Source organism: Rhodococcus sp. BP-241 (assembly GCF_019836145.1).
GTDB lineage: Bacteria > Actinomycetota > Actinomycetes > Mycobacteriales > Mycobacteriaceae > Rhodococcoides.
Genome location: NZ_JABUEI010000005.1, coordinates 155,081 through 177,432 on the forward strand (window position 1 = coordinate 155,081; position 22,352 = coordinate 177,432).

Here is a 22,352-nt window from a genome sequence, read left to right on the forward strand (position 1 = left end):
GAGATCGTGACGCGCTGGTCACAGCTGTCTGTGACCGGCCCCATTGCACTCCACGCCAGGCATGGTTAGGCTCGCCTTACAGTCGCTCGATCCCCCGAGCGTGCCGCAGGCGAGGAGGTCCGATGTCGACAGCGTTCGAGCTCGACGCCGCGACGCTCGATGCGGAACCCGGCTTCTATCCGGCGTCGGTGCTGTCCACGACGGCGATCTCACCCAGCATGGTGCGCATCGTTCTCGGCGGCCCGTGGGTGGAACGGTACGTCGGCGTCGAGGCACCGGACGAGTGCGTGACCGTGTACTTCCCGTCCGCCGTCGACGACGTCCTGCCGCCGATGACCTGCTGTAAGGGCGTGTGGGGCTACCACGACGCGGCGACGCGGCCGGAGTGCCGCAACTACACCGTCCGCATGCGCGACGACGACACGCTGACCATCGACTTCGTCCTGCACGAGAGCGGCGTCGCGTCGAACTGGGCGCGGCTGGCGCGCCCTGGCCACAGCGTCGTCCTCTCGCGCCCCCGCTCCTGGTACCGGTGTCCCGAGGACGCCGCGTGGCAACTGCTCGTGGCGGACCAGACGGGTCTGCCGGCCATCGCCCGAGCACTCGAGCAGGCACCTGCCGGGCTGCGGACCCACGTCGTGCTCGAGGTCCTCGACCCCGCCGACATCCAGTCGTTCGACACGGCGGCGGACGTCACCGTCGACTGGCGCGTGGGTACCGGCAACGGTGTGATGCCGAGTGTTCTCCCCGATGCGGTCGCGTCGTACGAGCGTCCCGCGGGCTCCGGATACGTGTGGTTCGCCGGTGAGGCGGGCGCGTCCCGCGCGGTGCGCTCCCACGTGCGCAAGCAGTGGGGCATGAGCACCCGTGAGTGCTCGGTCATCGGATACTGGCGCGAGCGCGCCGAGGAGTGGCTGGCCTCCTACAAGCGGTACGAGGCGATGGCACTCGCGGGCTACAAGCGCGCTCTGCGCGAGGGCAAGTCGGAAGCGCAGGCGCAGGACGAGTTCGAGGCACTCCTCGAGCGCGTCGGCCTCTAGCTCTTCTCGGGATCGGCGATACGGCCACCGGGCATCGCGAGCGCGGCGATCAGCAGCAGGACCGCTCCGCCGATCACCGTGTAGAACACGATGTGCAGACCGTCGCCGAGTTCGGCCGGCGATGCGTCGTCCCCGACAGTGGCATTGACGATGGCCCCGCACACCGCGATGCCGACGGCGCTGCCGAGGTTGCGGGCGAACGTGTTGGTGGAGGTGACCACTCCGCGCTCGGACCAGTCGACACTCGACTGCGCCGCGATGAGCGCAGGGCCCGCGATCAGCCCCATCCCGGCTCCGATCACGAGGCATCCGACGCAGATCTCCCACACCGACGACGTCGTGGTCCATCCCAGTGTGAGCAGCGAACCGGCCGTGACGATCGACCCACCGATGACCGCGGTGCGCCGGAACCCGATGCGCAGATACACCCGACCCGACTGTGACGACATCAGCGGCCACGACAGCAGGAGCGGTGCGAGGGTGAAGCCGCCCGCCAGTGCGCTCAGCCCCAGTACGCCCTGGACGAACGTCGGGACGTACGTGGTGAGCGTGAGCACGACGGCGCCGATGACGGCGCCCACGGCGCTCGTGGCGACCAGGACGCGACGCGTCAGCACCCACAGTGGCAGCACGGGGGACGCGACGCGTCTCTCGACGAGCACGAAGGCGGCGAGCCCGGCCACTCCGACGGCGAAGACCGCGACACTCGCTCCCGACGTCCACGCCCACGACTGACCACCCTCGAGCAGCCCGAGGATGAGGGCGCCCGCGCCGACGGTGAGCAGCGCGGCGCCGACGTAGTCGATGCTCTGCCGCGTCGACGGCCTCGCCGTCTCGTCGAACTTGCGGATCAGCATCACCGCCGCGACCAGGCACAGCGGGATGTTGACGAAGAAGATCCAGCGCCACGACAGGAACTCGGAGAAGATGCCGCCGAGACTGGGACCCACGATGGACGACATCGCCCACACGCTGGCCAGGTAGCCCTGCGCCTTCGCGCGCTCGCGCACGGTGTAGATGTCGCCGGCGATCGTCTGCACCATCGGTTGGATCGCGCCCGCGCCGATGCCCTGGATCGCCCGGGCGACGATGAGGGCGGGCATGCTCCAGGCAATCCCGCACAGCACCGAGCCGATCGCGAAGACGGCGATGCCGAACAGGACGAGACGCTTGCGGCCGAAGAGATCCGCCAGCTTGCCGTAGACCGGCACGGTGACGGCCTGTGCGAGCAGGTAGATCGAGAAGAGCCACGGGAACTGGGAGAAGCCGCCCAAATCGTCGACGATGGTGAGGACGGACGTGGCGATGATCGTCGAGTCGAGGGCGACGAGCGAGTTGCAGAGCATCAGCGCCGCCAGGATCGGGCCTCGTTCGGACCGGAATCCGACCTGCACCCTGTCCGTCGTCGTCACCCGCCACGCTCCTTCGTTCGCCTCGGTACCGAGGGTCCCTCCGAACACTGCCAGACACCGCCACCACCGCGATGCGCGGCACGACTACGCTCGAACGTCGTGCGCCCCTCTCTCTCGCAGTATCCCCATCTGGCGGCCGGCAAGGTCCGCGACCTGTATCGCATCGACGACGACCATCTGCTCCTGGTGGCGAGCGACCGCATCTCCGCGTACGACCACGTGCTGTCGACGCCCATTCCTGACAAGGGTCGCGTGCTCACCGCGATGAGCGTGTTCTTCTTCGACACTCTCGGCGTGCGAGATCACCTCGCCGGAGACGCGGAGGATCCGCGGATCCCGCAGGAGGTGCTCGGCCGCGCGCTGGTGGTGCGCGCGCTGCGCATGGCACCGGTCGAGTGTGTCGCCCGTGGCTACCTCACCGGGTCCGGGCTGCTCGACTATCGGGAGACGGGTGCGGTGTGCGGCGTTCCGCTCCCGGACGGTCTCACCGAGGCGAGCAAGCTCCCGGAGCCGATCTTCACCCCCGCCAGCAAGGCGGCGATCGGCGATCACGACGAGAACATCGACTTCGATTCCGTGGTCGCCCTGGTCGGAGCCGACACGGCGGACAAGCTGCGCTCGGCGACGCTCGACATCTACGCGCGCGCCGCGGAGTTCGCCGCCGGACGCGGAATCATCCTCGCCGACACCAAGTTCGAGTTCGGTGTCGACGAAGACGGCGAGGTGGTCCTCGCCGACGAGGTGCTGACTCCCGACTCGTCCCGGTACTGGCCGCTCGACGGCTACACCGAGGGGCAGGCGCAGCCGAGTTTCGACAAGCAGTTCGTCCGGGACTGGCTGACCGGTGAGTCCGGATGGGACCGCCACGGCGACGCACCGCCCCCGCCGCTGCCCGACGACATCGCCGACCGCACCCGGTCGCGTTACGTCGAGGCGTACGAACGACTCTCGGGTCTCTCCTTCGACGATTGGGTACGACCGTGACCGACATGCAGACGCACGATGCACAGCAGACGACACCACCGATCGCCAAGACCGTTCCGCACACGCGCACCCACCACGGTGACGTCGTCGTCGACCCGTACGAGTGGTTGCGGGAGAAGTCGGATCCCGAGGTCGTCGCGTACCTCGAGGCGGAGAACGCCTACACCGAGGCACAGACGGCCCACCTGGAGCCGCTGCGCACGGCGATCTTCGACGAGATCAAGTCGCGCACACAGGAGACCGATCTGTCGGTGCCCACGCGCCGCGGACTCTGGTGGTACTACGGGCGCACGCTGGAGGGCAAGAGTTACGGCATGCAGTGCCGCTGCCCGGTCGCCTCGGTGGACGACTGGACGCCGCCCGCGCTCGAACCGGGTGTCGAGGTCCCCGGCGAGGAGATCGTCCTCGACGCCAACGTGCTGGCAGAAGGACACGATTTCTTCTCGCTCGGCGCATTCTCCCTGAGCGACGACGGACACCTGCTCGCGTACTCCGTCGACACCGCCGGCGACGAGCGGTACACGTTGCGCATCAAGGATCTTCGTACCGGAGAGCTGTTCCCGGACGAGATCGAGCAGACCGCTCCCGGAGCGACCTGGTCCGCCGATCAGCAGTACCTCTTCTATCAGACCGTGGACGACTCGTGGCGTCCGGACAAGGTGTGGCGACACCGGATCGGGTCGCCCACGTCCGAGGACGTGGTGGTCTTCCACGAGCCGGACGAGTCCTACTGGGTCAGTTTCGGATCCACGCGCAGCGAGAAGTACCTCGTGATCTGGGTGGGGTCGAAGGTCACCACCGAGGGCTGGTACCTCGACGCGCAGGATCCGACGGGCGAGTTCCACGTGATCCTGCCGCGCAGGGACGGCGTCGAGTACAGCGCGGAGCACGCCGTGGTCGCCGGCCGCGACCGGTTCCTGATCCTGCACAACGACGTCGTCGACGGAGTGAAGGCGGAGAACTTCGTCCTGGCCGACGCGCCGGTGGAGGACCCGTCGGACATGACGATTCTCCTGGAGCACGCCGACGACGTGCGGCTCGAGGACGTCGACGCGTTCGCGCACCACCTGGTGCTGTCGTACCGCCGGGAAGCCGTGCCGCGCATGGCCTTGTGGCCACTGCTCGACAACGGCTACGGCGAGCGTCACGAGCTCGAGTTCGACGAGGAACTGTTCTCGGTGGGTCTCGGCTCGAATCCGGAGTGGGACGCACCGCTGCTGCGTTTCGGCTACACCTCGTTCATCACGCCCTCGCGCGTCTACGACTACGACCTGGCCTCTGGCGAGCGCATCCTGCGCAAGTCGCAGCCGGTGCTCGGCGATTTCGACCCGACGCGGTACACCCAGACCAGGGAGTGGGCGACGGCGGAGGACGGCACGCGAGTGCCGCTCTCGGTAATCAAGCGCGTCGACGTCGAGGTGTCCGAGGGCGGCGCGCCGACGTTGCTGTACGGGTACGGCTCGTACGAGGCGAGCATGGACCCGGGCTTCTCGGTGTCGAGACTGTCCCTGCTCGATCGGGGCATCGTGTTCGTCATCGCGCACGTGCGCGGCGGCGGGGAGATGGGCCGCCTCTGGTACGAGGACGGCAAGATGCTGCACAAGAAGAACACGTTCACCGACTTCGTCTCGTGCGCACGGCATCTGATCGACACCGGGGTGACGTCTCCCGATCGTCTGGTGGCCGACGGTGGCAGCGCGGGCGGGCTCCTCATGGGAGCGGTGGCCAACCTCGCACCCGAACTGTTCGCGGGCATCCTCGCCAACGTGCCCTTCGTGGATCCGCTCACGTCCATTCTCGACCCGTCGCTGCCGCTCACGGTGATCGAGTGGGACGAGTGGGGAAATCCGCTGGAGGACAAGGACGTCTACGACTACATGAAGTCGTACAGCCCGTACGAGAACGTGGCGGAGAAGGACTATCCGGCCGTCCTGGCCATCACCTCGATCAACGACACGCGCGTGCTCTACGTCGAACCCGCGAAGTGGATCGCCGCTCTGCGGGTGAAGAACACCGGCAGCGAGCCGATTCTGCTGAAGACCGAGATGAGTGCCGGGCACGGCGGGGTCAGCGGGCGATACGAGAAGTGGAAGGAGATCGCCTTCGAGTACGCGTGGGTGATCGAACGCACGGGTGCGATTGCCACGGGTGGCCGCGATACGGCAAGCTGACGGCGTTCGCCGGGGGGTGGACTGCAGCGAATGACGGTCGGGGGCCGCAGTGAGTGAACGTCGTGATGTCGAGTTCGTGTCCGGGGACGCCACCTGTGCGGCGTGGCTGTACCGTCCGGACACACCGAGCGAGCGGCAGCCGATCGTCGTCCTGGCCCACGGTCTGGGCGGTGTCCGCGAGATGCGGCTCGACGCGTACGCCGAGCGCTTCACTGCTGCCGGATACGCGTGCCTGGTGTTCGACTACCGCCACTTCGGCGCCAGTGGCGGCGAGCCACGGCAGCTCCTCGACATCAGGCTCCAACTAGAGGACTGGGCGTCGGCAATCGCGCACGCCCGCACGATCGACGGGATCGATCCGACCCGAGTGGTGCTGTGGGGTTCCTCGTTCGGTGGTGGCCACGTCCTCGAGGCCGCAGCTCGGGACGGTCGGGTCGCCGCGGTGATCTCCCAGTGCCCGTTCACCGACGGGCTCGCGTCGGCCCTGGCCACGCCGCTGAGCACGACGCTCAGGATCACCCCGCTCGCCGTCCGGGACATCGTCGGATCGCTCCGGGGCAAGTCTCCCGTGATGGTGCCGCTCGCCGCGGAACACCGTGGTGTCGCACTGATGGCCAGCACCGATGCGCTCGACGGATACCTCGGTCTGCAGCCGCCCGGTTCCGCCTTCTCCAACGAGGTGGCGGCTCGCTTCGCACTCGCCATCACCCGGTACTTCCCTGGCCGGGCGGCGAAGAAGATCACCGCGCCGGTGCTGTTCTGCGTGTGCGATCCGGACACCGTCGCACCGACGAAGGCGACCCTGCGCCATGCGGCGAAGGCGCCTCGCGGTCAGATCGAGGTGTACCCGTACGGCCACTTCGAAATCTATGTCGGCGACCCGTTCGAGCACGTGGTGGCCGATCAGATCGCGTTCCTGGAGCGCACGGTCCCGCTGGGCTGACTCACCGCCAGCGGTACCGCACCTGGGGTCGTCCGGCCCTGCCGTACTCGGTGTGCCGCTCGACGAGCCCGTCGTCGGCGAGCCGTTCGAGATAGCGCCACGCCGTCACCCGGGAGACGCCGACGGCCTTGGCTGCCTCGGAGGCCCCGAGTCCCTCGGGCTGTGCCCGCACGCTGTTCGAGATCTCGGTGAGTGTCGCCGGAGCGATGCCCTTGGGGGAGGCGGCGCGCTCGTCCGCGGTGCGCAGAGAGGCCATGGCGCGGTCGATGTCGCGTTGACTCACCGCCGACTCGCCGTCGCGCAGGGCGCTGCGAAACTCGCCGTACCGTTCCAGCTTGTCCCGGAACGCCGCGAAGGTGAAGGGCTTGAGCAGGTACAGCACCACCCCGTGCGCGACGGCGTTGCGCACGACGGCGAGGTCGCGCTCGGAGGTGATGGCGATGACGTCGGGTCCGGGGCGCAGTCCACCGAGTGCGGCGGCGACGTCGATGCCGTTGGCGTCCGGCAGCCCGATGTCGAGCAGGACCAGATCGAACGGCGACCCGTCGGCGATGGCCTTGGACGCCGCGCGCATGGCGCCCGACGCGGTGTGCACCATCGCACCCACGGTGAAGCCGGGGACACGACCGACGTAGCTCGAATGGGCCTCCGCGATCAGGGGTTCGTCCTCGACGATCAGCACGCGGATGGTGGTGTCGTCGGGACCGGGTGCCTCACTCATGCGGGATGCTCGCGGTGACGACCGATCCGTAGGTCGTCTCCGACGTCAGGGTCCCGTGATGGCGTTCGACCACCTGGGTGACCAGCGCGAGACCGAGGCCCCGCGAGCCGGACTTGGTGGAGTAACCGCGGGTCCGTGCTCTCGCCAGGGCGTCCGCGTCCATTCCCGGTCCACTGTCCGCCACCTGGATCACGAGGTCCGTCTCGCTCTCGCGCACGGTCACCTCCACCCACGGCTCGTCCGACTGCTTCGCTGCATCGATCGCATTGTCTATCAAATTTCCGGCGAGAGTGACCAATTCGCGTCGGTCGAAGGACTCGGTGTCGGTGAGGGCGGTGTCCTCGGTGACCGTGAGCTCGACGCCCTGCTCGGCGGCCTGGCTCACCTTGCCCAGCAACAGTGCTGCGACCGCGGGTTCCTGCACCGTGCTCATGAGCCGGTCGATGAGGTTCTGCGACAGCTCGAGTTCCTGGGTGGCGAACTCGACCGCCTGCTCGGTGCGGCCGAGTTCGACCATCGTGATGACGGTGTGGAGACGGTTCGCCGACTCGTGCGCTTGCGAGCGCAGCGACTCGGCGAAGGACGTCATCGAGTCGAGTTCGCCCATGACACGCTGCAATTCGGTGTGATCGCGCAGCACGGTCACCGTGCCGAGCCGGCGGGACCCGTGCAGGACGGGGTCCTGGGTCACCACGAGGACACGCGTCGTCGTCAGGTGCATCTCGTCGCGAACGGCGGTGTCGCCCAGTCCGCGCAGCGATTCCGGAAGGCGCTCGCGCGTCACGGGACCCTCGGGCAGGTCCAGCAGCCGCCGCGCCTCGTCGTTGACCAGCTCCGCCTCCGAGTCGTCGCCCCACACCACCAGCCCCTCGCCGATGGAGTGCAGGACGGCGTCGTGGTGCTCGTACATGCTGCGCAGCTCGTCGGGCGCGAGCCCGAGGGTCTGACGACTGAGCCGCCGATTCAGGAGATACGACGCCGCGAGGGCCACGCCGAGTGCCGCCGCGATGATGCCGAGGACTGCCGGGAGCCCGGCGACGAACTGACTGGAGATCTTCTGGCGGGTGACCCCGGCGGAGACGAGCCCCACGACGCGGCCGTCGTCGAGCACGGGCGTGACGGCGCGGATCGACGGTCCCAGAGATCCGCGGTACGTCTCGGTGAACGTCTCGCCGACGAGCGCCCGGTCGATCGTGCCCGTGAACTGCCCGCCGATCAGCTCGGTGGTGGTGTGGGTGAAACGCGTGCGGTCGGGCGACATGACGACGATGAAGTCCATCCCCGTCGCGATGCGCACGCGCTCGGTCACCGGTTGCAGCGCGGCTGTGGGATCCGCACTCGCGAGTGCGGTCACCGTGGACGGGGCAGTCGCGATCGAGACGGCGATGTCGACGACCTCCCGGCGGATGCTCTCGTCGCTGTCCCGGCGGGCGTCGACGAGGGCGAGAGCGCCGCCGAGCGTCACGAGGAGCACCACGACCGCGAGCTGGCCGACGAGGAGCTGCCGCGCCACACTGCGGCGACGCCGGGTGTTCGTGCTGCTCACGGGGTTCCTCCGGGTTCGACTGTTCTGCTCACGACGTGCGCGTGACCGCTGTACACATGAACGAAATGAACTCATTGGTGACTCGGGTCACGCTCATGGACCACCATTCCATTCAGACAAGCGTGATCCACCTCACGCCACGATCGTAAGGACAACCATGACCGCCAGCATCGACGCCGAACCGTACGACGCGACCCCGCCGCCCAAGAAGAAGCGGGACAAGACCCACTGGCTCTACATCGCCGTGATCATCGCCGTGATCGGCGGTGTCATCGTCGGTCTCGTCGCACCCGAGGTCGGGTCGAGCCTCGGCGTGCTGGGCACCATGTTCGTCGATCTGATCAAGATGATGATCAGCCCGGTCATCTTCTGCACCATCGTGCTCGGCATCGGGTCGGTCAAGGCCGCGGCCAGCGTCGGCAAGGTCGGCGGCCTCGCCCTCGGTTACTTCATCACGATGTCCACCTTCGCCCTCGCCATCGGCATGGTGGTCGGCAACCTGATCCAGCCGGGAACCGGCCTGAACATCGAGCCGAACTCCGGCGCTGTCGGCAAGCTCGTCGAGACCGCGGAAGGTGCCGGCGGCACGCTCGACTTCATCCAGGGAATCATCCCGACGTCGCTGCTGTCGTCGCTCACCGAGGGCAGCGTGCTGCAGACCCTCTTCGTCGCGCTGCTCGTCGGCTTCGGCCTGCAGGCCATGGGCAAGCAGGGTGAGGGCATCCTCCGCGGCATCGGCTCGATCCAGAAGCTCGTCTTCCGCATCCTGGCCGGCATCCTGTGGCTCGCCCCGATCGGTGCCTTCGGCGCCATCGCCAAGGTCGTCGGTGACACCGGCTTCGAGGCCGTGGTCCAGCTGGCCACCCTCATGCTGGCCTTCTACCTGACCTGCACCATCTTCGTCTTCGGCATCCTCGGCACGATCCTGCGCTTCGTCTCCGGCGTCTCGATCTTCAAGCTGGTCAAGTACCTGGCCCGTGAGTACCTGCTCATCGTCGCCACCTCGTCCTCCGAGTCGGCCCTGCCGCGCCTCATCGCCAAGATGGAGCACGTCGGAGTGCAGCGCACCACGGTCGGCGTCGTCGTCCCCACCGGCTACTCCTTCAACCTCGACGGCACCGCGATCTACCTGACGATGGCCTCGATCTTCATCGCCGACGCCATGGGCAACCCGCTCGGACTCGGCGAGCAGATCTCGCTGCTCGTCTTCATGATCATCGCCAGCAAGGGCGCGGCCGGCGTCTCCGGCGCCGGACTCGCCACGCTCGCCGGTGGTCTGCAGAGCCACCGCCCCGAGCTGCTCGACGGCATCGGCCTCATCGTCGGCATCGACCGGTTCATGTCCGAGGCTCGCGCCGTCACCAACTTCTCGGGCAACGCCGTCGCCACGATGCTGGTCGGCACCTGGACGAAGACCATCGACAACGAGCGCGTCAAGGACGTCCTCGGTGGCAAGCTCCCGTTCGACGAGACCACGATGGTGGACGACGGACACGGAGAGGCCCGCGATCCGGAGGCCAAGCCCGACCTCGTGAAGAACTAGCACCGCGCGCACCGACCGAGAGCGGGCGCATCCTCCACACAGGGAGGGTGCGCCCGCTCTCGTGCTCACGGGTTACCGGCCGGTACTGTGAGCCCATGACAGAACTGCAGAACGTCGGCATCAGCACTCTCGGCGGCGCTCCCACCTCGCTCGAGGAGTACAGCGGCCGCGCGGTGCTCGTGGTCAACGTCGCCTCGAAGTGTGGCCTGACCCCGCAGTACACGACGCTCGAGAAGCTGGCCCGCGAGTACGCGGACCGCGGACTCTCGGTCGTGGGCGTTCCCTGCAACCAGTTCGGTGGCCAGGAGCCCGGCTCGGCCGAGGAGATCGAGACGTTCTGCTCCACGACGTACGACGTCACCTTCCCGCTGATGGAGAAGGTCGACGTCAACGGCGAGAACAGGCACCCGCTCTACGAGATCCTGACGCAGACCGCGGACTCCGAGGGGAACGCGGGAGACGTGCAGTGGAACTTCGAGAAGTTCCTCGTCTCGCCGGACGGCGAGGTCGTGGGCCGATTCCGCCCCCGCACCGAACCGGACGCCCCCGAGGTTCTCGCGGCGATCGACAAGGTGCTGCCCGTTCCGACTCTCTGACGTCGCCCGGCGTTCACGCGGGACGAGACCGTCGTACACCTCGGTGTGCGACGGTTTCTTCATGAGTGCACGTCTGATCGTGTCCGTGTCCGGTATCCGCGACGAGACCCGCGACGCCGCCGCCGAGTTCGCCGCGGAGATGGATCGCCGCGACATCGAATTGTCGCTTCTCGTGGCCCCGCGGTTGAAGGACAAGTACCGCCTCACGCGCGACACCGAGACGCAGGACTGGCTGCGCATGCGCCGCGATCACGGAGACGCACTGGTCCTGCACGGATACGACCAGGCGGCCACCAAGCGGCGTCGTGCCGAGTTCGCGACCCTCCCGGCTCACGAGGCGCAGCTGCGGTTGCGCGCCGCGGACCGGGTCATGGAGGAGATCGGCATGCGCACCCGCGTGTTCGCACCGCCCCGCTGGGTCGCCTCACCGGGTGCGGTGTCCGCCCTTCCCACGGTCGGGTTCCGCGTCTTCGCCGGGCTCGCCGGCATCCAGGACCTCGAGCGGGGAACCACGGTGCGCGGTCGGGTCCACGGTATCGGTGAGGGCTTCGGCACCGGATCCGGTGGCTACGTCTGGGAGCCCGGGTCCACGGAACCGTGGTGGTGCCGCGCGCTCGTCATGGGTGCCGGCCGTACGGCTCGCCGCGGCGGCGTGGTGCGACTGTCGGTGAGCGCCAAGCAGCTCGGCCGTCCGGGCCCCCGTGCCGCCATGCTCGACGCGGTGGACCTGGCGCGCTTCCACGGTGCGACGTCGGCCCGCTACGAGTGGGTTCCGCGCTCACGCACCGCTGTCGCCTGACCCGGCCGCAACCTGCGCGTCGTACAGGTCGTAGGGATCCGCGATCGGCATCCCGAGGGCCTCGGACAGGGACTCCGCCGACCAGTTCGTTCCCTCGGCATCGGTGTCCACGGCGCCGTCCGAGGTGAGGGTGCCGAGGCGCTCGGCCTCGGCACCCTCGCGGGCCACCACGTCCGCGTTCACCGCGGTCGCCACCTCCACCAGCGTCGTGTACGCCGGGACCTCACGGCCGTACATCGCCGAGAGGGCGACTGCGAAACGAGCGCGGAGATCGGACGCCGGGATCATGCGACGACGCTATCGCTGTCCGACCCGTTCCGGCACCCGGACGGCCACCAGGATGTCGTCGGAGACGTGGGGGGTTCCGGGTGCTGCCTCCACCAGTCGTGGACGTGTCTCGTCGACCGTGACGGTCCACTCGGCGGGGTCGAGGGACTCGGCGACGGAGCGGGGGCTGTGGAAGTCCGACGGGTCGAATCCGGCCCATCGATGGCCCGGCGAGGGGGTGTGGCCGACCATGAGCAGCGTGCCGCCGGGCGCGACGGTGTCGACCAGTCGCGCGAGTCCGGCGGTCGAGTCGTCCTGCAGGATGCCGAAGTAGTGCAGCGTCAGCAGATCCGTGGAGTGCGGCGGCAGCGGGTCGGTCAGCAGGTCCCTGGCCAGCCACGTCACACCGTCGTGCAGTCCGCGTGCCCGCTCGACGGCCACCTCGGAGATGTCGACGCCGGTGACGGTCCAGCCGCGTTCCGCCAGCCACACGGCGTCGGCGCCCTCACCCGATCCGACGTCGACGGCGCGCCCGGGGGAGAGGTGCTCCGCGTACTGGACCAGTGTCGGGTTGGGATTGCCGCTCCACCGCTTGTCCGACTCCCGGTACAACTCGTCCCAGAAGTGCCCGTCCAACGCCGGACGGGGGCGCCCTGCCTGGACCGCCTGGTCGAACTCCTCGGCGATGAGGTTCGCGTTGACGTGAGCGCCGGCGAGGGCTCCCTGTGCGGTGGAGGCGATGACCGTGGCCGAAGGGTCGGTGACGTTGCCCGCCGCCCACACTCCCGCCACGGTGGTGGCACCGAAGGAATCGACCTCGACGACGTCGCCGAGTCCGGTCGCGTGCGGCACTGTGGTGAGGCCGAGCGACCCGAGAAGTTCACTGCGAGCGGTGAAGCGCAGTCCCACGGCGAGAGCGTCGACCGCGACCTCGGTCCCGTCGGCCAACCCGACCGCACGGAGGCGATCCTCCCCGGTGAGCACCGAGGTGACCTTCTGCTCGACGATCTCGATGCCGCGCGCGGTGAATTTCTCGCGATCCTCGTCCGCCAGAGGTCCGCCGTCGGTGAAGAAGGTCAGGTTCTCTGTCCACTGCCGCCACATCGAGGCGTGATGGATGCTGAACGGCCCGGTGCTCAGGACGCCGATGCGGTGATCCTGGATCTCCCACCCGTCGCAGTAGGGGCACTGCACGACGTCCCGACCCCAGCGTTCCGCCAGACCGTCGACGGGCGGGAGCAGATCGGTGAGTCCGGTCGTCACCACGATGCGCCGCGCCGAGAAGGCGCGTCCGTCGTCCGTGGTCGCGGAGAAGTGCCCGACGTGACCGCCGAGTGCGGTGACCGTGGCGTCGACGATCGTGACGTCGTATCGCTCGAGGTCGGCTCGGCCGTTCTTCAGGTAGTCGAGCGGCGAGGTGTGGTCCCGACCCAGCACGCCGTGCATGTGTGACGCGGGTGCGTTGCGAGGAGTTCCGTTGTCCAGAACCAGGACTCGCCTACGGGCACGGCCGAGCATGAGTGCGGCGGACAGTCCGGCGGACCCGCCGCCGAGGACGATGACGTCGGCGTCGACGTGGTGGTGTGAGGTCATGCGGACACTGTGCGCCCGAGTCTGCGGATTTGACAAACATATTTGCCGAAACTGCAATACGAGGTATGGACGACTTCGACGGTGTGATCAGTGCGATCGGTCCGCGCCTGCGCGCTCTCCGCGTCGCGGCGGACGTGACCCTGGCCGCGGTGTCCGAACGCACGGGCATCCCGGTGAGCACGCTCTCCCGGCTCGAATCGGGGCAACGCAAGCCCAGCCTCGAGCTGTTGCTGCCGTTGGCCAAGGTGTACGACGTTCCCCTGGACGACATCGTCGACGCCCCCGAGACCGGAGATCCGCGGGTGCAGTTCACGCCAGTCACGACGAACGGCGTCACCGTCGTCCCGCTGACGCGCCGGGCGGGCGGGTTGCAGGCGTTCAAGCAGATCGTCCCCGGAGATCGCTACGAGGAGAACCCGCGGTTGGGGTCTCACGAGGGTTATCACTGGATCTACGTGCTGAACGGGAAGCTACGACTCATCCTGGGCGACAAGGACCTGGTGCTGGGTCCGGGTGAGGTGGCCGAATTCGACACCCACCTTCCGCACTGGTTCGGCAGCGCCGACCGCCGGCCCGTCGAGTACCTGGGAATCTTCGGACCGCAGGGCGAACGGATGCACGTGAAGGCGACGTATTCGGGGCGCTGAGGACCTTCGTGGTCACGGGATGTGCAGGAGGCGCCCGACGACCTCGCCCATCAGTTGCGGGGGCACGATGCCCGGCTGGGCGAGTTCCTCGACGGCCAGACCGTTGCTGAGCGCCAGGATGACGAACGTGACCCACTCCGCGGGAACGTGCAACGTCGCTCCGGAGCTCTCGGTGACGCTGACGACGGCGTCGGTGACCGCCGCCCGGAGCTGCGCCCTGTGCTCGGCGAAGCGGGCACCCACCTCGGGATCGCGAAGGGCCCTCGACCAGTAGTCCATGAACAGCAGATGCCAGTCGCGATTGTTCGAGATCGCCTCCGTGAGACGGGTACTCAGCACCCGCTGGGCTTCGCGCAGGTTGGAGGGGAGCTCGGCGAGCAGGTCGACCGACATCCGCGCCCGACCGAGCACCTGCCGGTCCATCAGCTCGTAGAACAGCCCCTCCTTGGAACCGAAATTCGAGTAGACCGCGCCCTTGGTGAACCCGGCCTGCTCGGCGATGGCGTCGAGCGTGGCGTCGGCGTACCCGCGTCGGCCGAACTCCGTCATCGCGGACGCGATGATCCGCTCGCGAACCTCGCTGCGAGGGGGGCGCGTGGTCGGCTCGGTGATGTTCGGGTCGGGGGTGCTCACTCGGGAAGAGTACCGCTCGATACCGGCGGTATCGAAAACGCGGATCGCCGTATACGGTGAGCTCATGGGGATACGAGAGTGCGATGTCGTCGTGGTCGGTGCAGGTCTCGCGGGTCTGGTCGCGACCGCGGAACTGGTGGCGGCCGGCAAGCGCGTGATCCTGCTCGACCAGGAGAACGAGGCGAATCTGGGCGGGCAGGCGTTCTGGTCGTTCGGTGGCCTCTTCCTGGTGGACAGTCCCGAGCAGCGTCGGCTCGGCGTCAAGGACTCGTACGAACTCGCCCTGCAGGACTGGCTGGGGTCCGCCGGATTCGACCGGCCCGAGGACGCGTGGCCACGGCAGTGGGCCGAGGCCTACGTCGCGTTCGCGGCGGGGGAGAAGCGCTCCTGGTTGCGCGAGCGCGGCTGGAAGATCTTCCCGGTCGTCGGGTGGGCCGAACGCGGCGGCTACGGCCCCACCGGCCACGGCAACTCCGTGCCGCGGTTCCATCTCACCTGGGGTACCGGGCCGGGACTGGTGGAGATCTTCGAACGCATCGTGCGAGACGGTATCGACCGCGGCAGCGTGATCCCCGCCTTCCGGCACCGGGTCGACGAGGTGGTGGTGACCGACGGTGTCGCGACCGGTGTACGCGGCGCCGTCCTGGAGCCGACCGACGTCGCCCGCGGCGTGACGTCGTCCCGCACCGTGGTGGGGGACTTCGAGATCCAGGCCGGCGCGGTGCTGGTGACCTCCGGCGGCATCGGCGGCAACTGGGATCTGGTGCAGAAGAACTGGCCGAAGCGCATGGGCCGCACCCCTTCTCACATGCTCTCGGGCGTACCGGCGCACGTCGACGGTCGGATGCTGGAGATCTCGCGTGCCGCGGGCGGGAACATCATCAACGAGGACCGCATGTGGCACTACACGGAGGGCATCACCAACTGGGACTCCGTGTGGCCGAACCACGGCATCCGCATCCTGCCGGGTCCGTCGTCGCTGTGGCTCGACGCGTCGGGTCAGCAGCTACCGGCGCCGCTGTTCCCCGGCTTCGACACGCTCGGCACTCTCGAACACATCGTGTCGACGGGACACGACTACACGTGGTTCTTCCTCGATCAGAAGATCATCGAGAAGGAGTTCGGACTCTCCGGTCAGGAGCAGAATCCGGATCTCACCGGCCGCGATCTGCGCAAGCTTCTCGAGCGAGTCCGTCCCGGCGCACCCGGCCCCGTCGAGGCCTTCAAGCAGAAGGGCGTCGACTTCGTCGTCGCCGACACGGTGGCCGAACTGGTCGCCGGTATGAACAAGATCGGTGACGTCACGCTCGACGCCGCGGACGTGGAGAAGTTGGTCGTCGCGCGAGATCGTGAGATGGACAACGACTTCAGCAAGGACCTCTCGGTCTCGGCGATCCACGCGGCGCGCAACTACCGAGGCGATCGCCTGGCGCGCATCGCCACACCGCACAAGCTGCTCGACGAGACCGGGCGTGCCGCAGCGGGTCCGCTGATCGCCGTCAAGTTGCACCTTCTGACGCGAAAGTCGCTGGGCGGGTTGCAGACCGACCTGAACTCCCGGGTGCTCCGAGCCGACGGCACGCCGTTCCCGGGGCTCTACGCGGCCGGCGAGGTCGCCGGCTTCGGTGGCGGCGGTGTGCACGGGTACCGCTCGCTCGAAGGCACATTCCTCGGGGGGTGCATCTTCTCCGGACGTGCCGCGGGACGCGCCCTGCGGCGCTAGGTGTACTGCAGCCGGGGAGTCATCCCAGCGCCCACTGCACGTTCACCGAGACGCTGACGGTCTGCTGCCCCGGCTCGATCGGCACCGCGGACGAGGCGGAACTTCTGTCGAAGCTCGGCGCCGACTCCTGGCCGGTGATGTTCTCGGTGATCGACAGGACCTTGCCGAGATCGCTTCCGGCCAGGGACGCGTACTGCTCGGCTCGGTCGCGAGCATCCGCGAATGCCCGTGACCGAGCGTCGGCGATGAGGTCGGAATCGTCGTCGATGCGGAAGGTCACGCCGGACACTCGTGTCGCGTTCCCACCTGCGCGGGTGGCGTCGCCCAGCACCGCCGACGCTCGCGACAGGTCGCGCACGGTCACACCGAGGATGTTCGACGCCCGGTAGCCGGAGATCGTGGAGGTTCCGCCCCCGAACCCGTCGGCATACTGCGGGTCGATGGACACCTGGCGGGTCTGGATGTCCGCGCGGTCCACTCCGGCAGCGGCGATCGCTTCGGTCACCGCAGTCACCGCGGTGTTCGCCTCGTCGATCGCCGTCGTCACGTCGTCCGCCGTCGTCTCGACACCGATCTGAGCGGTGAGAGTGTCCGGGGTGCCCTGGATCTCGCCGACCCCGGACACGGAGATCCCCGGCGGTGTGTCGGTGGCCGACGCACCGGACTCCCCGGTCCCGCATGCCGCGGTCGCCGCCACGACGGCCAGCAGGGCGGCAGATCCGATGACCTTCGAGGTACTCCTGGTCCACGTCATCGGGTCAGTGTCCACGACGGTCCGGGAATGTCTAGAGCGACGTGCCCGTCTCCTCCTCCAGGGCGCGGAACTCCGTCCCTTCGCCCGCGAGGCCCGACAGCATGCCGTAGTAGATGCCGCGCGCGTCCGGCGCGACGATGGCCTGGTGGATGGGAACGGCCAGTCGCGGAGAGACGGCGCGGAGGAAGTCGATGCCCTCGCCGATCTTCATCCACGGGGCCGCTGCGGGAAGTGCCAGCACGTCGATCTCCACGTCGGGAACGAACAGCGAGTCGCCGGGATGCATCAGCTGCCCGGGCTGTTCCGGCGTGCCGAGGAGATACGCGATGTTGTCGATCAGCGGGATGTCCGGGTGGATCGTCGCGTGCGTGCCGCCCGCACCCGTCACCTGCACGCCCCCGATGGAGAAGACGTCTCCCGCGTTCACGGCGGTCCACTGATCCCCGAGCTGGTCGGCCGTCTGCGGGTCCGCGTACAGCGCCGCGTCGGGGTTGGCTTCGAGGAGCGCCGGCAACCGATCGGTGTCGACGTGGTCCGCATGCTGGTGCGTGATCAGGATGGCGTCGAGGCCGGTGATGCCCTCGAACCCGTGAGAGAAGGCGCCGGGGTCGAACAGCACCGTCGATCCCGCCATCGACACCTGAATGCACGAATGTCCGAAGTGAGTCAGCTCCATGGTTCCCCAGTATGCGCCGGATTCGTGGAGTGGTTCGGGACTGGGTAAAGTGCCTGCTGGATCTGCCCTCTTAGCTCAGGAGCTCTCACGTGGCCCGTGTGGTTGTCGACGTCATGCCCAAAGCGGAAATTCTCGACCCCCAGGGACAGGCCATCGTCGGGGCGCTGCCGCGACTCGGTTTCGCCGGTGTCTCCGACGTCCGTCAGGGCAAGCGATTCGAGCTCGAGGTCGGCGACGACGTCGACGATGCGACTCTCGACCAGATCGCCGAGACCTTCCTGGCCAACACCGTCATCGAGGAATGGAAAGTGACCCGGCTGTGACTCGCCTCGAAGATCGACCGGCCTCCGGCCTTCCCGCCCGGATCGGTGTGATCACCTTCCCCGGCACGCTGGACGACATCGACGCCTCGCGCGCGGTCACGCTCGCAGGTGGTGAGGCCGTCAGCCTCTGGCACGGCGACGCAGATCTGAAGAACGTCGACGCCGTCGTCGTCCCCGGCGGTTTCTCCTACGGCGACTACCTGCGCGCCGGCGCCATCGCGCGCTTCGCCCCCGTCATGGATGCGGTCATCGACGCAGCGAAGGGCGGCATGCCCGTCCTCGGTATCTGCAACGGCTTCCAGGTGCTGTGCGAGGCCGGACTCCTGCCCGGCGCCCTCACCCGGAACGCCAACCTGCACTTCACGTGTCGCGATCAGTGGCTCACGGTGGAGAGCACGTCCTCGGCATGGTCCTCGCGGTACGAGGCGGGCGCCGAGATCCTCGTTCCGCTCAAGTCCGGTGAGGGTCGCTTCCAGGCGTCCGAGGCGGTCCTGGACGAGCTCGAGGGCGAGGGACGCGTCGTGTTCCGCTACTCGGGTGACAACCCGAACGGTTCGCAGCGGTCCATCGCGGGCATCTCGTCCGCCGACGGACGCATCGTGGGACTCATGCCGCACCCCGAGCACGCCACCGAGGCCCTCACGGGCCCCAGCGACGACGGCCTCGGCATCTTCTACTCTGCGCTGGACGCGATCGTCACGGCCTGACGGTCACCGCCCAGGAGTGCGGCCGCAGGTCGTTCTCCACTCCGTCGGCTGCTGCCACGATGTCTCCGGCCGGTCGAGGCACGGGTGCGTCGCCGATGTTCGCCGACAGCACCAGCGTCGTCGTGCCGTCCGTCGCGGTGAGGGTGACCGCGGTGTTCTCCAGTCCGGACACCTCGGCGTGCGCACGGTGCAGCCACGGGAATCGTCGCCGCATCGCGATCAGGGCCTGGTGGCGCCGGTAGTGCGGCCATCCGTACGGCGCCAGATCGTCGGGTGTCGCCGGGAACTCGGGTCGGATGGCGTCGTCGCCACCCACCCGCTCCTCCTTGATCCCGCGGAATCCCTGCTCGTCGCCGTAGTACACCGTCGGCGTTCCCGCCACGAAGAACAGCAGTGCGGCGGCGATGTCGGCATCGTCGTCGTCGAGGGTGGACGCGATCCGGGTGACGTCGTGGTTGCCGACGAACGTCGCCGGAACGAACGTGGGCAGCAACTCGTCGTGGCGCCCCAGCGCGTGGGCGAACTCGAAGAAGTTCGCGTCCTTCAGGGCGCTCCACGTCGCCTTCCACAGCTCGTACTGCGTGATCGAGTCGAGTCCGGACTCCCGCACGTACGACGCGTAGTCCCCGTGGATCATCTCGCCGACGATCCACGCGTCGGGATGTGCCTCTCGCACACGGGGGAGCACCGCCGCCCAGAAGGCCGGTGAGACCGCGTACGCCGCGTCGAGCCGCCATCCGTCGACACCGCGGTCGAGCCAGTGCGTCATGACCTGTGCGACGTGCTCCTGCACCGCCGGCTCGTCGTGGTTCAACTCGACCAGAAGATCGTGGCCCTCGAACGTGCGCGGCCGACCGTCCTTCCAGCGGAACCACCGTCCCGCGTCCGAGTCGGGCCCGTCCTGCTCCGCACGAACGAATTGCGGGTGGCTCCTGCCGACGTGGTTGAAGACGCCGTCGAGCAGAACTCGGATGCCCTTGGCGCGTGCCGCACCGATGAGTGCGTCCATGTCGCTGTCGGTTCCCAGACGGGAATCGATGCGGAGATGGTCGACGGTGTCGTAGCCGTGGGTCTCCGACGCGAACACCGGGCCGAGTGCGAGGCCGTTGCACCCGAGCTCGAGGAGGTAGTCGAACCAGCCCTCGATCCGGTCGAGTCGGTGTTCGGTGCGGTCCACTGCCTCGGCCTCGGCGCCGACGAACCCGAGGGGGTACACCTGCCACCAGATGACGTGATCGACCCAGTCCTGCATCGCATTTCCCCCTTTTTCCCGGTCTCGGCGAGGGTTCGCCGAGCGACGGTCTGCTTGTCCGATCGCACAATTCGATTCCGGTTGTGTAGTGACTGTCACTATGAGTAACTGACGTCGGCGGACGACCGTTCGTCACCACCGTGCCAAGGGAGTCACCATGTCCTCCGACCTCACCGATCTGCTCGAACTCTTCCAGAACCTGTCCGGGATCGCCGACGCGCTCGGATCGATCTTCGACGGACTGTCCTTCTTCAGCTGACCCGATCATCCCTGTGGGGCGAACTCGGCCGAGTCCGCCCCACAGGTGTGCCCGGCGTGGAATGGCAGGAGTCGGCGTCGGATCGGGTCGGAGTCCACGCGAGGCGACAGTGCTGGTGACAATGGCTCGCCCGTCGCACGGCGTTGCAGGTGGTGCACAGATCGACCCGTGAGTCGATTCTCGTCACCGAATCGCGACAATTTTCGGGTTGCGAGCCATTCTTTTGTGTGGATTACTTAGCAAGCGGGCAACAAGCCCACCAACCTCACAAAGGGAGCTCCTCATGACCGACCTCGCCAGCTTCGTCGACCTTCTCGGTGCACTGTCCGACATCTTCGGTGGCGCCGGAAGCTTCCTCGACGGCCTGAGCTTCTTCAGCTGAACCCTTCTCGACTCGTGATGCCGGGTCCACCCTCGTGGTGGGCCCGGCATCGCTGTCTCCGCACCCCGTCTCTCTACGATCGGTGACCATGGCGTCCCTCACCTCCGCGACCGCGGCCGGCCTCTGTTCCTTCGTCGACGCGTCCCCGTCGCCGTTCCACGTCGTCGAGACGGTGGCCTCGGAACTGGCGGCGCACGGGTTCACCGCCGTGGCCGAGACGGACGCGTGGCCCTCCGAGCCCGGCCGGTACCTCGTCGTCCGCGGTGGTTCGATCATCGCTTGGTCCACCGAACGCGCGCCCGACGCGGCGTTCCGCATCGTGGGCGGGCACACCGACAGTCCGAACCTCCGCGTCAAGCAGAACCCCGATCTCGACGTCGCCGGGTGGCAGATGGTCGCCCTGGAGCCGTACGGCGGCGCGTGGCTCAACTCCTGGCTCGACCGCGATCTCGGCATCTCCGGCCGTCTCGGTGTGCGTGACGGCGGCTCGGTGCGAGACGTCCTCGTGCGCGTCGACCGTCCCATCCTGCGGGTGCCCCAGCTGGCGATCCACCTGTCGGAGGATCGCAAGGGAGTGCATCTCGATCCGCAGAACAACGTGAACGCGATCTGGGGCGTCGGGCGATCACCCCACTCGTTCATCGGGTTCCTCGCCGACGAGGTCGGGGTGGATCCCGGCGACGTGCTCGGGTGGGAACTGATGACCCACGACCTCACTCCTGCTGCAGTGGTGGGACTCTCGGACGACCTCGTCAGTTCGCCGCGACTGGACAACCAGGGCACCTGCTACGCCGGAACCGAGGCGCTGGTCGTCGCGGCCGCGCAAGCCGACGACTGCATCCCCGTGCTCGCACTCTTCGATCACGAGGAGGTGGGCAGCATGTCGGACCGTGGCGCGTTCTCGGATCTGATGAACACCGTCCTCGAGCGCATCGTGCTCGCGCGTGGCGGCGGCCGCGAGGAATTCCTGCGCGCGATGGCCGGGTCGATCCACGCCTCGGGCGACATGGCGCACGCGACCCATCCCAACTACGTCTCCCGGCACGAGCCCGCGCACCGCATCGAGGTCAACGGTGGCCCGGTGCTCAAGGTCAACCAGAATCTGCGCTACGCCACCGACGCCGCCGGTGCCGCGGCCTTCGCCTTGGCGTGCGAGCGAGCCGACGTCCCGCTGCAGCGCTACGTCCACCGAGCCGATCTGCCGTGCGGCTCCACGATCGGCCCCATCACCGCCTCGCGCACCGGCCTGTCCACCGTCGACGTGGGTGCCGCGCAGCTCGCCATGCACTCCGCGCGCGAGGTGATGGGCGCACACGACGTCGACATGTACGCCGACGCCTTGGCTGCGTTCCTGGGGGCGTAGCGCTGGGTCGGGCTGCGC

Annotated in this window: 21 protein-coding genes; 12 read left to right on the plus strand and 9 right to left on the minus strand. The window is 68.2% G+C overall.

Annotated features, from left to right (window positions below):
* Positions 1-122: 122 nt before the first annotated feature.
* Positions 123-1,040: a siderophore-interacting protein gene (locus HQ308_RS12670; protein WP_222646583.1), complete on the plus strand. Its 918-nt coding sequence runs from the start codon at positions 123-125 to the stop codon at positions 1,038-1,040.
* Here HQ308_RS12670 and HQ308_RS12675 read toward each other — a convergent pair.
* Positions 1,037-2,452, minus strand: a complete 1,416-nt coding sequence (locus HQ308_RS12675) for an MDR family MFS transporter (protein WP_308115567.1) — start codon at positions 2,450-2,452, stop codon at positions 1,037-1,039. The two genes, HQ308_RS12670 and HQ308_RS12675, sit on opposite strands and share 4 nt — an antisense overlap.
* A 99-nt stretch (positions 2,453-2,551) precedes the next feature.
* On the opposite strand from HQ308_RS12675, the gene HQ308_RS12680 reads away from it, so the two are divergent.
* Genes HQ308_RS12680 through HQ308_RS12690 form a run of 3 tightly spaced genes read left to right on the plus strand, consistent with a single transcriptional unit; the run spans position 2,552 to position 6,550 of the window.
* Positions 2,552-3,436: a phosphoribosylaminoimidazolesuccinocarboxamide synthase gene (locus HQ308_RS12680; RefSeq protein WP_222641085.1), complete on the plus strand. Its 885-nt coding sequence runs from the start codon at positions 2,552-2,554 to the stop codon at positions 3,434-3,436.
* Between the two features lie 5 nt (positions 3,437-3,441).
* Positions 3,442-5,607 carry a S9 family peptidase gene (locus HQ308_RS12685; RefSeq protein ID WP_222627903.1) on the plus strand — a complete coding sequence of 722 codons (2,166 nt, stop codon included), beginning with the start codon at positions 3,442-3,444 and terminating at the stop codon, positions 5,605-5,607.
* Positions 5,608-5,656: 49 nt separating this feature from the next.
* The gene (locus HQ308_RS12690; RefSeq protein WP_222646584.1) at positions 5,657-6,550 is read left to right on the plus strand and encodes an alpha/beta hydrolase; all 894 of its coding nucleotides are present in this window, start codon (positions 5,657-5,659) and stop codon (positions 6,548-6,550) included.
* Between the two features lies 1 nt (position 6,551).
* On the opposite strand, the gene HQ308_RS12695 is transcribed toward HQ308_RS12690, so the two are convergent.
* Together HQ308_RS12695 and HQ308_RS12700 are read right to left on the minus strand one after the other, a co-directional pair.
* Positions 6,552-7,271, minus strand: coding sequence for a response regulator (locus HQ308_RS12695; RefSeq protein WP_037184018.1), 720 nt, complete (start codon positions 7,269-7,271; stop codon positions 6,552-6,554).
* Complete coding sequence (locus HQ308_RS12700; protein ID WP_308115773.1) at positions 7,264-8,817, minus strand: sensor histidine kinase; 1,554 nt, start codon at positions 8,815-8,817, stop codon at positions 7,264-7,266. Before HQ308_RS12700 ends, HQ308_RS12695 begins: the two co-directional genes overlap by 8 nt.
* A gap of 157 nt (positions 8,818-8,974) precedes the next feature.
* On the opposite strand from HQ308_RS12700, the gene HQ308_RS12705 reads away from it, so the two are divergent.
* The 3 genes from HQ308_RS12705 (at position 8,975) to HQ308_RS12715 (ending at position 11,755) form a co-directional block, all read left to right on the plus strand.
* A complete protein-coding gene (locus tag HQ308_RS12705; RefSeq protein ID WP_222627095.1) occupies positions 8,975-10,360 on the plus strand; it encodes a cation:dicarboxylate symporter family transporter in 1,386 nt (461 codons plus the stop codon).
* 95 nt (positions 10,361-10,455) lie between these two features.
* Positions 10,456-10,956, plus strand: a complete 501-nt coding sequence (locus tag HQ308_RS12710) for a glutathione peroxidase (RefSeq protein WP_027504309.1) — start codon at positions 10,456-10,458, stop codon at positions 10,954-10,956.
* A gap of 61 nt (positions 10,957-11,017) precedes the next feature.
* Positions 11,018-11,755: a DUF2334 domain-containing protein gene (locus HQ308_RS12715; RefSeq protein ID WP_027504308.1), complete on the plus strand. Its 738-nt coding sequence runs from the start codon at positions 11,018-11,020 to the stop codon at positions 11,753-11,755.
* Here HQ308_RS12715 and HQ308_RS12720 read toward each other — a convergent pair.
* Positions 11,735-12,043 carry a 2-oxoadipate dioxygenase/decarboxylase family protein gene (locus HQ308_RS12720; RefSeq protein ID WP_222646586.1) on the minus strand — a complete coding sequence of 103 codons (309 nt, stop codon included), beginning with the start codon at positions 12,041-12,043 and terminating at the stop codon, positions 11,735-11,737. The genes HQ308_RS12715 and HQ308_RS12720 overlap by 21 nt on opposite strands.
* A 9-nt stretch (positions 12,044-12,052) precedes the next feature.
* Positions 12,053-13,615 (minus strand): bifunctional NAD(P)/FAD-dependent oxidoreductase/class I SAM-dependent methyltransferase, encoded by a 1,563-nt coding sequence (locus tag HQ308_RS12725; RefSeq protein WP_222646587.1) that lies wholly within the window; start codon positions 13,613-13,615, stop codon positions 12,053-12,055.
* A 65-nt stretch (positions 13,616-13,680) separates the two neighbouring features.
* Here HQ308_RS12725 and HQ308_RS12730 point away from each other — a divergent pair, with 65 nt between their 5' ends.
* The gene (locus tag HQ308_RS12730; RefSeq protein ID WP_222627893.1) at positions 13,681-14,262 is read left to right on the plus strand and encodes a helix-turn-helix domain-containing protein; all 582 of its coding nucleotides are present in this window, start codon (positions 13,681-13,683) and stop codon (positions 14,260-14,262) included.
* Positions 14,263-14,274: 12 nt separating this feature from the next.
* Here HQ308_RS12730 and HQ308_RS12735 read toward each other — a convergent pair whose 3' ends face one another.
* Positions 14,275-14,895, minus strand: coding sequence for a TetR/AcrR family transcriptional regulator (locus HQ308_RS12735; RefSeq protein WP_222646588.1), 621 nt, complete (start codon positions 14,893-14,895; stop codon positions 14,275-14,277).
* Positions 14,896-14,959: 64 nt separating this feature from the next.
* Here HQ308_RS12735 and HQ308_RS12740 point away from each other — a divergent pair, with 64 nt between their 5' ends.
* Complete coding sequence (locus HQ308_RS12740) at positions 14,960-16,618, plus strand: FAD-binding dehydrogenase (RefSeq protein WP_222646589.1); 1,659 nt, start codon at positions 14,960-14,962, stop codon at positions 16,616-16,618.
* Between the two features lie 19 nt (positions 16,619-16,637).
* On the opposite strand, the gene HQ308_RS12745 is transcribed toward HQ308_RS12740, so the two are convergent.
* On the minus strand, positions 16,638-17,372 hold the full coding sequence (locus tag HQ308_RS12745; RefSeq protein ID WP_222646590.1) for an SIMPL domain-containing protein: 735 nt from the start codon (positions 17,370-17,372) through the stop codon (positions 16,638-16,640).
* 31 nt (positions 17,373-17,403) lie between these two features.
* Positions 17,404-18,048, minus strand: a complete 645-nt coding sequence (locus HQ308_RS12750; RefSeq protein WP_222646591.1) for an MBL fold metallo-hydrolase — start codon at positions 18,046-18,048, stop codon at positions 17,404-17,406.
* Between the two features lie 89 nt (positions 18,049-18,137).
* On the opposite strand from HQ308_RS12750, the gene purS reads away from it, so the two are divergent.
* Positions 18,138-18,371 (plus strand): phosphoribosylformylglycinamidine synthase subunit PurS, encoded by a 234-nt coding sequence (gene purS / locus HQ308_RS12755; protein WP_027504302.1) that lies wholly within the window; start codon positions 18,138-18,140, stop codon positions 18,369-18,371.
* Positions 18,368-19,078, plus strand: a complete 711-nt coding sequence (gene purQ, locus HQ308_RS12760; protein WP_307095590.1) for a phosphoribosylformylglycinamidine synthase subunit PurQ — start codon at positions 18,368-18,370, stop codon at positions 19,076-19,078. Before purS ends, purQ begins: the two co-directional genes overlap by 4 nt.
* Here the strand turns inward: purQ and HQ308_RS12765 are convergent.
* On the minus strand, positions 19,068-20,330 hold the full coding sequence (locus HQ308_RS12765; protein WP_222646592.1) for an alpha-amylase family protein: 1,263 nt from the start codon (positions 20,328-20,330) through the stop codon (positions 19,068-19,070). The two genes, purQ and HQ308_RS12765, sit on opposite strands and share 11 nt — an antisense overlap.
* 729 nt (positions 20,331-21,059) lie before the next feature.
* On the opposite strand from HQ308_RS12765, the gene HQ308_RS12770 reads away from it, so the two are divergent.
* Positions 21,060-22,334 carry a M18 family aminopeptidase gene (locus HQ308_RS12770; RefSeq protein WP_222646593.1) on the plus strand — a complete coding sequence of 425 codons (1,275 nt, stop codon included), beginning with the start codon at positions 21,060-21,062 and terminating at the stop codon, positions 22,332-22,334.
* Positions 22,335-22,352 lie beyond the last annotated feature (18 nt).

Excerpts from the sequence above, each read along its gene's own strand:
- HQ308_RS12670 (WP_222646583.1), top strand. The coding sequence starts at position 123 with ATGTCGACAGCGTTCGAGCTCGACGCCGCGACGCTCGATGCGGAACCC.
- HQ308_RS12685 (WP_222627903.1), top strand. The coding sequence starts at position 3,442 with ATGCAGACGCACGATGCACAGCAGACGACACCACCGATCGCCAAGACC.
- HQ308_RS12695 (WP_037184018.1), bottom strand. The coding sequence starts at position 7,271 with ATGAGTGAGGCACCCGGTCCCGACGACACCACCATCCGCGTGCTGATC.
- HQ308_RS12705 (WP_222627095.1), top strand. The coding sequence starts at position 8,975 with ATGACCGCCAGCATCGACGCCGAACCGTACGACGCGACCCCGCCGCCC.
- HQ308_RS12710 (WP_027504309.1), top strand. The coding sequence starts at position 10,456 with ATGACAGAACTGCAGAACGTCGGCATCAGCACTCTCGGCGGCGCTCCC.
- HQ308_RS12715 (WP_027504308.1), top strand. The coding sequence starts at position 11,018 with ATGAGTGCACGTCTGATCGTGTCCGTGTCCGGTATCCGCGACGAGACC.
- HQ308_RS12720 (WP_222646586.1), bottom strand. The coding sequence starts at position 12,043 with ATGATCCCGGCGTCCGATCTCCGCGCTCGTTTCGCAGTCGCCCTCTCG.
- HQ308_RS12725 (WP_222646587.1), bottom strand. The coding sequence starts at position 13,615 with ATGACCTCACACCACCACGTCGACGCCGACGTCATCGTCCTCGGCGGC.
- HQ308_RS12730 (WP_222627893.1), top strand. The coding sequence starts at position 13,681 with ATGGACGACTTCGACGGTGTGATCAGTGCGATCGGTCCGCGCCTGCGC.
- HQ308_RS12740 (WP_222646589.1), top strand. The coding sequence starts at position 14,960 with ATGGGGATACGAGAGTGCGATGTCGTCGTGGTCGGTGCAGGTCTCGCG.
- HQ308_RS12745 (WP_222646590.1), bottom strand. The coding sequence starts at position 17,372 with ATGACGTGGACCAGGAGTACCTCGAAGGTCATCGGATCTGCCGCCCTG.
- HQ308_RS12750 (WP_222646591.1), bottom strand. The coding sequence starts at position 18,048 with ATGGAGCTGACTCACTTCGGACATTCGTGCATTCAGGTGTCGATGGCG.
- HQ308_RS12765 (WP_222646592.1), bottom strand. The coding sequence starts at position 20,330 with ATGCAGGACTGGGTCGATCACGTCATCTGGTGGCAGGTGTACCCCCTC.
- HQ308_RS12770 (WP_222646593.1), top strand. The coding sequence starts at position 21,060 with ATGGCGTCCCTCACCTCCGCGACCGCGGCCGGCCTCTGTTCCTTCGTC.